General features: G+C 73.1%; 4 protein-coding genes. 3 read left to right on the top strand and 1 reads right to left on the bottom strand.

The annotated features are described in order from the left end of the window. The first annotated feature begins 87 nt into the window (after positions 1 to 87). On the top strand, positions 88 to 3,114 hold the full coding sequence (locus ACGF07_RS28460; protein ID WP_392903270.1) for a bifunctional [glutamine synthetase] adenylyltransferase/[glutamine synthetase]-adenylyl-L-tyrosine phosphorylase: 3,027 nt from the start codon (positions 88 to 90) through the stop codon (positions 3,112 to 3,114). 155 nt (positions 3,115 to 3,269) lie between these two features. Here ACGF07_RS28460 and ACGF07_RS28455 read toward each other — a convergent pair whose 3' ends face one another. Then, the gene (locus tag ACGF07_RS28455) at positions 3,270 to 4,238 is read right to left on the bottom strand and encodes a phosphatase PAP2 family protein (protein ID WP_392903268.1); all 969 of its coding nucleotides are present in this window, start codon (positions 4,236 to 4,238) and stop codon (positions 3,270 to 3,272) included. A gap of 322 nt (positions 4,239 to 4,560) precedes the next feature. Here ACGF07_RS28455 and pulA point away from each other — a divergent pair, with 322 nt between their 5' ends. Next, positions 4,561 to 10,146, top strand: coding sequence for a pullulanase-type alpha-1,6-glucosidase (pulA, locus tag ACGF07_RS28450; protein WP_392903266.1), 5,586 nt, complete (start codon positions 4,561 to 4,563; stop codon positions 10,144 to 10,146). Between the two features lie 588 nt (positions 10,147 to 10,734). Beyond that, positions 10,735 to 12,468: M4 family metallopeptidase (locus tag ACGF07_RS28445; RefSeq protein WP_392903264.1), on the top strand; the 1,734-nt coding region annotated here is incomplete at its 3' end.

The following is a 12,468-nucleotide window of genomic DNA, read 5'->3' as shown; positions in this document are numbered from 1 at the left end:
TGGCGGGCGCCGGCCCGGCTGGCGGTCGCGTCCGGCGCGGGGCCGCGCGGGCGCGTAGCCTGCTGGGACGGACGGATGGAGGGGCCGATGGCGGTGGAGGAGCAGCGGGCCGGGAGCCGGGTCAGCCGGCCCGAGATCAGGTTGGTCCGGCGCGGGTTCACCGACCCCGCGCGGGCGGTCCGGTTGCTGGAGGGCCCCGGTCTGGAGGGGCTGGCCGACGACCCGGTGCTGCTGGACGCCCTGGGCGCCACCGCGGACCCGGACCTCGCGCTGCTGGGTCTGGCCCGGTTGCTGGAGGCCGCCGACGAGGCGGAGCGGCGCACCCTGCGGGACACCCTCACCACCTCCAAGCCGCTGCGCGACCGGCTGCTCGGCGTGCTCGGCGTCTCCACCGCACTGGGCGAGCACCTGGCCCGGCACCCGCACGACTGGCACGCGCTGGTCACCTTCGAGCTGCGGGACATGCACCCCGGTCCGGAGGACTTCCGCCGCGCCCTCGCCGAGGGCGTCCGGGACGACACCCTCACCCCGGCCAACGCGCTGCGCGTCGCCTACCGCCGCTGCCTGCTGGCCATCGCCGCCCGCGACCTCACCGGCACCACCGACCTCGCCCAGACCGCCGCCGAACTCGCCGACCTGGCCGGCGCCACCCTCCAGACCGCCCTGGACCTCGCCGAGGCGCAGGACCCGCAGGCCGCCGCGGCCTGCCGGCTCGCCGTGATCGGCATGGGCAAGTGCGGCGGCCGGGAGCTCAACTACGTGTCGGACGTGGACGTCGTCTTCGTCGCCGAGCCGCGCGAGGGAGTGGACGAGCAGGAGGCGCTCAGGGCGGCCACCCGGCTGGCCGCCGCCCTCACCCGGCTCTGCTCGGACACCACCGGCGAGGGCACCATCTGGCCGGTGGACGCCAACCTGCGCCCGGAGGGCCGCAACGGCCCGCTGGTGCGCACCCTGGCCAGTCATCTGGCGTACTACCAGCGCTGGGCCAAGACCTGGGAGTTCCAGGCGCTGCTGAAGGCCCGTCCGGTCGCCGGGGACGCCGAGCTCGGCGCCGCGTACGTCGAGGCGCTCGCCCCGATGGTCTGGCAGGCGGCCGCCCGGGAGAACTTCGTCACCGACGTGCAGCAGATGCGCCGCCGGGTGATCGACTCCATCCCGGCGACCGAGCTGGACCGCCAGCTCAAGCTCGGCCCCGGCGGGCTGCGCGACGTCGAGTTCTCCGTCCAGCTGCTCCAGCTGGTGCACGGCCGCACCGACCCGGCGCTGCGCAGCGGCAACACCCTGGAGGCGCTGGCCGCGCTCTCCCGCGGCGGGTACGTCGGGCGGGCGGACGCCGCCTCGCTGGACACCGCGTACCGCTTCCTGCGCTCCCTGGAGCACCGCATCCAGCTGCACCGGCTGCGCCGCACCCACCTGATGCCCACCGCCGAGGAGGACCTGCGCCGCCTCGCCCGCTCGCTCGCCGCGCTGATCAACGACGACACCCGCTCCGATCCGGTGGCCGCGCTGCAGCGCGAGTGGAAGCGCCACGCGGTGGAGGTCCGGCGGCTGCACGAGAAGCTGTTCTACCGCCCGCTGCTCGACGCCGTCGCCGAACTGCCGCCGGGCGCCGCCGGGCTGACCCCGGAGGCGGCCCGGGCCCGGCTGGAGGCGCTCGGCTACACCGACCCGGCCGCCGCCCTGCGGCACATCAGCGCGCTCGCGTCCGGGGTGAGCCGCAAGGCGGCGATCCAGCGCACCCTGCTGCCGGTGCTGCTCGGCTGGTTCGCCGACTCGGCCGACCCGGACGCCGGGCTGCTCAACTTCCGCCAGGTCTCCGACGCGCTCGGCCGCACCCCCTGGTACCTGCGGCTGCTGCGCGACGAGAGCGCCGCCGCCGAGCAGCTGGCCCGGGTGCTGTCGGCCGGCCGGCTCGCACCCGACCTGCTGCTGCGCGCCCCCGAGGCGGTGGCGATGCTGGGCGACCCGCAGGGCCTGGTGCCGCGCGGCCGGACGGCGTTGCAGTCGGAGGTGCTGGCCGCCGTGGGCCGGGCCGGGTCCCCCGCCGCCGCGGTGGCCGCCGCCCGCTCGGTGCGCCGCCGGGAGCTGTTCCGTACGGCTGCCGCGGACGTGCTCGGGCGCCTTGGGGACGATCCCGGCGAGGCGCTGGACGCCGCGGGGGAGGCGCTGACGGCGCTCAACGCCGCGACCCTGCAGGGCGCGCTGCGCGCGTGCGTGGCCGGCTGGGAGGCGGAGCACGGCACGCTGCCGACCCGGATCGCGGTGATCGCGATGGGCCGCTTCGGCGGCCACGAGCTGGGCTACGGCTCGGACGCCGACGTGCTGTTCGTCCACGAGCCGCTGCTCGGCTCGCTGGAGCAGGACGCGGCCTTGGCCGCCCAGGCCGTCTGCAACGAGCTGCGGACCCTGCTGGGCGCGCCGTCCACCGAGCCGCCGCTGCTGGTCGACGCCGACCTGCGGCCGGAGGGCCGCAGCGGCCCGCTGGTGCGCACCCTGGCCTCGTACGCCGCCTACTACCGCCGTTGGTCGCACGCCTGGGAGAGCCAGGCGCTGCTGCGGGCGGAGCCGGTGGCCGGGGACGAGGAGCTGGGTGCGCGGTTCCGGCAGCTTATCGACCCGCTGCGCTACCCGGGCGGCGGGGTGCCGGAGCGGGACCTGGTGGAGATCCGCCGGATCAAGGCGCGGATCGAGGCCGAGCGGCTGCCGCGCGGGGCGGATCCGACCACCCACACCAAGATCGGGCGGGGCGGGCTGGCGGACGTGGAGTGGACGGTGCAGCTGCTCCAGCTCCAGCACGGGCACGAGCTGCCGGCGCTGCGCACCACCAGGACCAGGGCCGCGTTGGCGGGCGCCGTCCGGGCGGGGCTGGTCGACCCGGCCGACGGGGAGGTGCTGGACGCCGCCTGGGTGCTGGCCTCCCGGGTGCGGGCGGCGGTGATGCTGGTGCGCGGGCGCCCGGGGGACAGCTTCCCGGGGGAGGCCCGTGAGCTGGCCGGGGTGGCCCGGTACCTGGGCTACGGCGCCGGGCACAGCGGGGAACTCGTGGACGACTACCGGCGCACCACCCGGCGGGCCCGGGCGGTGGTGGACCGGCTCTTCTACGGGTCCGCCTGACGTCCTGGGCTGCGGGGGAGTCCGGCGGGCTCCGGGCCCCGGGCTGCGGGGGCGGCCGGGCGGACCCGTCGGGCACCCGCGGACCCACCGGGCGCCAGGGAAACGGAGAGGGGCCCCCGACCGGGGGCCCCTCTCCTCGTTCCAGGTGCGACCGCCTACCGGCGTGCGGTGCTGACCGCCGGCTCGCTCCACTGCTCCGGGACGGTGATCGGCTCGTCCGCCGCCGCCTCCCGGGCGGGCACCCGCGGCAGCCGGTAGACCCAGTCGTGGTACAGCCAGCGGGCGGCGAGGAAGCCCAGGGCCAGGCAGATCACGCCGCCGACGGCGTCCATCCAGAAGTGGTTGGCGGTCGAGACGATGACCAGCAGGGTGGCGGCCGGGTACATCAGGCCGAGCGCCCTGACCCACGCCCGGCGGGCCAGGAAGAAGATCGCCAGGCCGCACCACGTCGACCAGCCGATGTGCATCGAGGGCATCGCGGCGTACATGTTGGAGACGTGTGCGGCGGGGCCCGAGGCGAAGGAGCCCCAGGTGCCGTGGGTCTGCACGGTGTCGATGAAGCCGCCGCCGGTCATCAGCCGGGGCGGTGCCAGCGGGAAGGCGTAGAAGCCGACCAGGGCGATCAGGGTGGTGACGAACAGCACGGTGCGGGCCGCGACGTAGCGGCCCGGGTGGCTGCGGTAGAGCCAGACCAGGACGCCGATCGTGATGATGAAGTGCAGCGTCGCGTAGTAGTAGTTCATCCCGGTGATGAGCCACCCGACGCCGTCCGCGGCGTGGTTGACCGAGCGCTCGACGGCGATGCCGAGGTGGTGCTCGAGGTCCCAGATCCAGCGGGCGTGCTTCTGGGCCACCGCCTCCTGCTCGGGGACGGCGTTGCGGACCACGGAGTAGATCCAGTAGCTGATCCCGATCAGGGCCAGCTCGAACCAGAGCCGCGGTCGGGCCGGTGAGCGGCGCTGGTCGCGGACGCGGTTGCGCAGGGCGGCGGTGCGGGTCTGGGCGGCACGGGTGGCTCCATCCGGCAGCCCGGCCGCGGCGGCCTGCACTGCTCCGGAACCGCCACCGTGGGCCCCGTCGGCGCGCCCGGCGTCGCCTCGCTGGATCTCGGTCGGTTCCCCCATGGACGAGAAGTCTGCCAGACCGCTCGTAGCCGTCTGCTCATCCCCTGGAAGTGGATTCTTCACCGGCTGTCCCCCTTGAGGGCTAGGGGGCGGCTCCCACCGGGGTAGGGGGTGCGATCGGGTCTGGTGGCTACCGGTGGGACGGACATACGTCCCATTGTCACGCGAACGGCCGGGGCGGCGTAACCGGGGGTGCCGGGGCGCGGCCGCGGCCTGGATTTTCCCGGCACGAAACGGTTTCTGCATCTTGCTGAAACATATTGCAGGCCGCTAGCTTCCTGGCACATCGATCGCCCTTCCCCCCTTTCAAGGGAGCCCCTCAGTGGCCGATACGCCGCTCCGCCCGCGACGGAGCAGTCCCCGACGGAGCAGGTCCCGCCGCAGACCCGGCCGCACGGCCGTGCTGCTGGCCGCCGCGCTGACCGCCGCCACCCTCGGCGGTGCCCCCGCGGCGCTCGCCGCCGCCCCGCCGCCCCCGCCCTCGGACGCCGCGCTGGCGGCCACCGCCGGGCGGCACGACCTCACCCGCGAGCAGTTCTACTTCGTCCTGCCCGACCGCTTCGCCGACGGCGACCCCGCCAACGACACCGGGGGCATCACCGGCGGCCGGCTGGAGAACGGCTTCGACCCCGCCGACAAGGGCTTCTACCACGGCGGTGACCTGGCCGGACTGATCCAGAAGCTCGACTACATCCAGAACCTCGGCACCACCGCGATCTGGATGGCCCCGATCTTCAAGAACAAGCCGGTGCAGGGCAGCGGGGCCGAAACCTCGGCCGCCTACCACGGCTACTGGATCACCGACTTCACCCAGGTCGACCCGCACTTCGGCACCAACGAGCAGCTGAAGGAGCTGATAGCCAAGGCGCACGCGCGCGGCATCAAGGTCTTCTTCGACGTCATCACCAACCACACCGCCGACGTCATCGACGACGCCGAGCAGCAGCACGGCTACCGATCGACCGGCGCCTACCCCACGCTCGACGCGGACGGCAATCCGGTGGACGAGACCGCGCTGGCCGACTCGCGCGCGCCGTGGCCGAGGACCACCAAGGACTCCTTCCCCTACACCCCGGTCTTCCGCACCCCCGCCGACGCCGCGGCCAAGACCCCGTCCTGGCTCAACGACCCGGCGCTCTACCACAACCGCGGCGACTCGACCTTCGTCGGCGAGTCCGCCACCGAGGGCGACTTCAACGGGCTGGACGACCTGGACACCCAGAACCCCCGGGTGGTGAAGGGCTTCGAGCAGGTCTACCAGCAGTGGGTCAGGGACACCGGCGTGGACGGGTTCCGGATCGACACCGTCAAGCACGTCGACATGGCGTTCTGGCAGCAGTGGGCGCCCGCGCTCAAGGACTTCGCGGCCAAGCAGGGCAACCGGAAGTTCTTCATGTTCGGCGAGGTCTACTCCGGCGACCCCGCCGTCACCGCGCCGTACGTCACCCGGGGCAAGCTGCAGGCCACCCTCGACTTCCCGTTCCAGGGCGCCGCCCGCTCCTACGTCTCGCAGGGCGGCTCGGCCCGCAACCTCGCCGACGTCTACGCCCAGGACTACCGCTACACCAGCGCCGACACCGACGCGTACGAGCTGCCCACCTTCCTCGGCAACCACGACATGGGCCGCTTCGGCTCCTTCCTGCTCGCCGACAACCCGGGCGCCGACGACGCGACCCTGCTCAAGAAGGACCGGCTCGGCACCGAGCTCCAGTTCCTCACCCGCGGCCAGCCCGTCGTCTACTACGGCGACGAGCAGGGCTTCACCGGCGCGGGCGGCGACAAGGACGCCCGGCAGGACATGTTCGCCTCCAGGACGCCGTCGTACAACGGCGACCGGGTGCTCGGCGGCGCCTCCGGCCCGGCCGACCGCTACGGGCAGGGCGGCGAGCTCTACCGGGGCGTCGCGGGGCTGGCCGAGCTTCGCCGCGCCAACCCGGCCCTGGCCGACGGCGCGCAGATCGAGCGCTACGCCGCCGACGGCCCGGGCGTGTACGCCTTCTCCCGGATCGACGCGGCCCAGCAGGTCGAGTACCTGGTCGCGGTCAACAACGCCACCGAGGCCAAGACCGTCACCCTGGACACCTTCTCCCCGGGCATGGGCTTCGACCCCGTCTACCCCTCCGCCGGACCGCGGATCACCAGCGGCGCGGACCGCAGGGTGACGGTGACCGTACCGGCGCTCTCCTCCGTGGTGCTCAAGGCCGCCGCCAGGCTCGCCCCGGTGGCCGCCGCGCCGCAGCTGGCGGTGCAGCCGCCGGCGGACGGCTCGACCGGCACCGTCACGGTCGGCGCGACGGCCGACGGCGGCGGCTTCGACCGGGTCAGCTACGCCGCGCAGATCGGCAACGGGCCCTGGCAGACCCTGGGCACCGCCGACACCGGACCGTCCGGCCCGGACGGCCGGCGGCACTTCGCGGTGACCCAGGACCTCGGTGCGGTTGCACCCGGCACCGTCGTACGGTACAAGGCCGTCGTCCAGGACTCCAGCGGCCACCTGCGCTCCGCCACCGCGAGCTTCACCACCGGCACCCCCGCCCCCCGTCCCGTGCCCACCGCCGGCGCCCGCCCGTACGCCGTCGTCCACTACCACCGGCCCGACGGCGACTACAACGGCTGGAACCTCTACGCCTGGGGCGACCTCGCCGACGGCGAGGGCACCCAGTGGCCCGCCGGGCACCCCTTCACCGGACGGGACGCCTACGGCGCCTTCACCTACGTGCGGTTGAAGCCGGGCGCCTCCGACGTCGGCTTCGTCGTCGAGCGGAACGGCGTCAAGGACGTGGACGCCGACCGCCACCTCGACGTCGGCACCACCGGCGAAGTCTGGCTGGAGCAGGGCGACCCGGCCGTCCGCACCACCGATCCCGGCCCGGCGAGCACCCCGCCCGCCGGCACCGCCGTCATCCACTACAACCGCGCCGACGGCGACTACGACGGCTGGGGCCTGCACGACTGGACCGGCGCCGCCGCCCCCACCGACTGGGGCAAGCCGCTGATGCCGGCCCGTCGGGACGCCTTCGGCGCCGTCTTCGAGGTGCCGCTCGCCCCCGGCGCGACCAGCCTCAGCTACATCCTGCACAACGGCAACGACAAGGACCTGCCCGCCGACCAGTCGCTGGACTTCGCCGTCAACGGCAGGGAGGTGTGGATCCTCGGCGGCCGGGAGGGCTACCTGCTGCCGCAGAACCCCGCCGCCTCCTCGCAGCTGGACCTCTCCGGCGCCAAGGCCCAGTGGATCGACGCCAGGACCGTCGTCGTCCCGGCGAACTACGGCGCCACCGACCAGGCCCTGGCCGGCGGGACCAGCGCCCAGCTCGTCTACGACCCCGAGGGCGGCATCCGCGCCGACAAGGGGGCGCTGACCAAGCCCGGCCGGTGGATCCGCCTCGTGCCCGTCGCCGGCGGGCTGACCGACGCCCAGAAGGCGAAGTACCCGCACCTGGCGGGCTACCGGGCCTTCACCGTGGACGCCCGGGACGCCGCCCGCGTCCCGGCCGCCCTGCGCAGCCAGCTGCTGTTCACCGAACACCTGCCGAGCGGTGCGGTGCTGGCCGGCACGGGCGTCCAGACGCCGGGCGTGCTGGACGACCTGTACGCGAGCCGCACCGGCGAGGTGGACTTCGGCCCGGCCCACTACGACGGCAAGGTCGCGCTCTCGCTGTGGGCGCCGACCGCCCAGGAGGTGTCCGTCCAGGTCTTCGACAGCGCCACCGGGGGCACCCCGAGGACGCTGCCGCTGAAGCGGGACGACGAGACCGGGGTGTGGGAAGTCGTCCGTGACGAGAAGGAGTTGAACGGGAAGTACTACCTGTACCAGGTGAAGGTCTGGGCGCCGTCGGTGCAGCAGCTGGTGGTCAACACCGTCACCGACCCGTACTCGGTGGCACTGTCCACCGACTCCCGGCGCAGCCTGGTCGCCGACCTGGACGCCCCGGAGCTCAAGCCGGCGGGCTGGGACGACCAGCCGCGCCCGGCGGCCGTCCCGCCCGGGAAGGAGCAGATCCAGGAACTGCACGTCCGGGACTTCTCGGTGGAGGACACCACCGTCCCGGAGGCCGAGCGCGGCACCTACCTGGCGTTCACCGAGTCGAACTCGGCCGGGATGCAGCACCTCCGGGACCTCGCCAAGGCCGGGGTGACCACGGTGCACCTGCTGCCGACCTTCGACATCGCCACGATCCACGAGAACCGGGCGGACCGGAAGCTGCCGGCCTGCGACCTGGCCTCCCTGCCGCCGGACGGCCCGAAGCAGCAGGAGTGCGTGGCGACCGTCGCCGCCGACGACGCCTACAACTGGGGCTACGACCCGCTGCACTACAACGTGCCGGAGGGCTCGTACGCCGCCGACCCCGGGGGCACCTCCCGGCCGGAGGCCGGGGGAGGGACGGCCCGCACCGTGCAGTTCCGGCGGATGGTCCAGGCGCTGCACGCGGCGGGCCTGCGGGTGGTGCTGGACGTGGTCTACAACCACACCGCTGCCGCCGGCCAGGCCGAGCACTCGGTGCTGGACCGGGTCGTCCCCGGCTACTACCAGCGGCTGGACGCCGACGGCAAGGTCACCACGGACAGCTGCTGCGCCGACACCGCGCCCGAACACGCCATGATGAACCGGCTGGTGGTGGACTCGGTGACGCTGTGGGCCCGCGAGTACCAGGTCGACGGCTTCCGCTTCGACCTGATGGGGCTCGACCCGAAGTCCACCATGCTGGACGTCCAGGCCGCGCTGCGGAAGATGACGCCCGCCTCGGACGGCGTGGACGGGAAGAACGTCTTCCTCTACGGCGAGGGCTGGAACTTCGGCGTCGTCGCGAACAACGCCCGGTTCGTGCAGGCCACCCAGCAGAACATGGCCGGCACCGGCATCGCCACCTTCGACGACCGGCTCCGGGACGCCGCCCGCGGCGGCAACTTCATGCTGGACTCCGCGCCGCAGCAGGGCTTCGCCTCGGGCCTGTACACCGACCCCAACGGCTCGCCCGCTAACGGCAGCCCGCAGGAGCAGAAGGCCCGGCTGCTGCACCAGATGGACCAGCTGAAGGTCGGACTGGCCGGCAACCTGGCCGGCTACTCCTTCACCGACAGCTCGGGCCGGACCGTCACCGGCGCCCAGGTCGACTACAACGGCGCCCCGACCGGGTACGCGGCCTCGCCGGGCGAGGCGGTGGAGTACGTGGACGCCCACGACAACACCGACCTGTTCGACGCGCTCGCGTACAAGCTGCCGACCGGCACCGCACCCGCCGACCGGGCCCGGATGCAGGCGCTCGGCCTGTCGCTGACCGCCCTCACCCAGGGCGCGGGCTTCGCCCAGGCCGGCAGCGACCTGCTGCGCTCCAAGTCGCTGGACTCCAACTCCTACGACTCGGGCGACTGGTTCAACGCCATCCACTGGCCCGACCCCTCGACGGGGGCCGTCCAGGGCAACGGCTGGGGCCGCGGCCTGCCGATGGCGAAGGACAACCAGCAGCTGTGGCCCACCGCCCGGGCCCTGCTGGCCGACCCGCGGTTGACCGTGGGCGCGGCCGACATCCGGGCGACCAGCGCGCAGTTCCAGGAGTTCCTGCGGATCAAGCAGTCCTCGCCGCTGTTCTCGCTGCCCACCCTGGCCGACGTCCAGCAGCGGCTGTCGTACCCGCTGTCCGGCACGTCCGGGGAGATCCCGGGGGTGATCACCCTGCACCTGGACGGCACCGGGCTGGCGGGCGCGGAGAAGGGCGTCACGGTGGTCTTCAACGCGACTCCCACCGCGCAGACCCAGGCCGTGACCGCGCTGCGCGGGACCGGTCAGGTGCTGCACCCGGTCCAGGCGTCCGGCGCGGACCAGGTGGTGAAGCGGTCCGGCTTCGACTCCGCGACCGGGACCTTCACCGTGCCGGGCCGTACCGTGGCGGTTTTCGTCCAGAAATGAGCTGACTGACGGGACCGCACGGCTGGTCCCGTACTGTCCGGTGATTCCCGGGCCCCGCACCGCCGTTGAGGCCGGTGCGGGGCCCGGTTCCGTTTCCGCCGGGGAATGGCCGGATTTCGGCGGTGGCACGGCCGGAACTGTGACGTGCAACGGCTGCCGGGCGCTGCCGCCCGCCCGGCGGGGGCGGTCATGGTCCTGAGCGCTGGTCAGTCACCTCCGGTAGTGATCGAACCGTTCCAGGGGTATGAAAACCGTGTTCAAGACTTGGTCATGGCGTAACACAACTGACGAACCGTCGTGCATACGGTTTCGGTAATTAATCGGCCAATCAGTGGCATGCATCTGTCATTAACGGCGCGTTTGCTGCCACGATTCCTCCGGCTGCAGACGAGGGGGCCCCACCTCCCGGTGCAGCTGTCCCTGTCGAGGTGCAGCGCGTCCCGCCCCTGCAACGAACCCCGCACCGCCCAGTGAGCACCGCAACCGCACCCCCGTCGCACCCGGCGGGGGCCCCCACTGCGCCGCAACCCTGCGGCCCAGGTTCTCTCCACCGTGCGCGAACCGGCGCCGGTCGGAAAAGGAGTCCGCATGTCACGTTCCGCTCACACCCGGAAGGCGGCCGTCGTCCTCGCCGCCACCACGGCACTGCTGGTCACCGGAATTCCGATGATCGCGCAGGCGGCACCGGCCCAGGACGCGCCGGCCGCCGTCGCCGCCCAGCAGACCTCCCGGGCCGCGCTGATAGCCTCCGCGAACCAGCAGACCGCCCCCCTCGCCCAGGCCCTCGGCCTGGACGGCAAGGAGCAGCTGGTCACCAAGGACGTCGTCCTGGACGCCAACGGCGGTCGCCACCTGCGCTACGAGCGCACCTACGCCGGACTCCCCGTGCTCGGCGGCGACCTGGTCGTCCACCAGGACGCCTCCGGCGCCACCAAGGCCGTGACCAAGGCCAGCGAGGCCAGCCTCACCGGCGTCGACACCACCCCGGCCCTGGCCGCCCCGAAGGCCAAGGAGGCCGCGCTCGCCGCCGAGCAGGGCACCGTCGACAGCGCCCCGCGCCTGGTCGTCTGGGCCGCCGACGGCACCCCGAAGCTCGCCTGGGAGACGGTCGTCAACGGCCGCGAGTCCGACGGCACGCCGAGCAAGCTGCACGTCGTCACCGACGCCAAGACCGGTGCCGTGCTGAGCAAGGCCGACGGCATCCAGCGCGGCAGCGGCACCGGCGTCTTCGTCGGCAACGTCCCGCTGACCACCACCCAGAGCGGCTCGACCTACTCGCTCAAGGACGCCTCCCGCGGCGGCCAGTACACCACCGACATGAAGAACGGCACCAGCGGCAACGGCACGCTGTTCTCGAAGTCCTCCGACACCTGGGGCAACGGCCAGGCCAGCAACCGCGAGTCGGCCGCCGTGGACGCCCAGTTCGGCGCGGCGGTGACCTGGGACTTCTACAAGAACACCTTCGGCCGCAACGGCATCCGCAACGACGGCGTCGGCGCGATGAGCCGGGTCCACTACGACACCGGCTACGTCAACGCGTTCTGGGACGACAGCTGCTTCTGCATGACCTACGGCGACGGCTCGGGCGACACCCACCCGCTGACCGAACTCGACGTGGCCGGCCACGAGATGAGCCACGGCGTCACCGCGGCGACCGCCAACCTGAACTACTCGGGCGAGTCCGGCGGCCTCAACGAGGCCACCTCGGACATCTTCGGCAACATGGTCGAGTTCTACGCCAACCTGCCCGCCGACACCCCGGACTACCTGGTCGGCGAGCTGATCGACATCAACGGCAACGGCACGCCGCTGCGCTACATGGACAAGCCCTCCAAGGACGGCCAGTCGGCCGACTCCTGGTACTCGGGCGTCGGCAACCTGGACGTCCACTACTCGTCCGGTGTGGCCAACCACTTCTTCTACCTGCTGGCCGAGGGCAGCGGCGCCAAGGTGATCAACGGCGTCAGCTACAACAGCCCGACGGTCAACAACATCACCGTCACCGGCATCGGCCGGGACAAGGCCCAGCAGGTCTGGTACAAGGCGCTGACCGCGTACATGACCTCGACCACCAACTACGCCGCCGCCCGCACCGCGACCCTCAACGCGGCCACCGACCTGTACGGCGCGAACAGCGCCGAGTACAACGCGGTCGCCACCGCCTGGGCCGCGGTCAACGTGGGCTCGCTGCCCAACCCGGGCGGCGTCACCGTCACCAACCCGGGCAACCAGTCCACCGCGGTGGGTGGTTCGGTGAACCTGCAGATCAAGGCGTCGGGTGGGACGGCTCCGCTGTCGTACTCGGCTTCCGGGCTGCCGGCG

The sequence above is a fragment of the Kitasatospora sp. NPDC048194 genome (assembly GCF_043202455.1).
Taxonomy (GTDB): Bacteria; Actinomycetota; Actinomycetes; order Streptomycetales; family Streptomycetaceae; genus Kitasatospora.
Note: the sequence above shows the minus strand (reverse complement) of the source record. Positions and strands in the feature narration are given on the sequence as shown.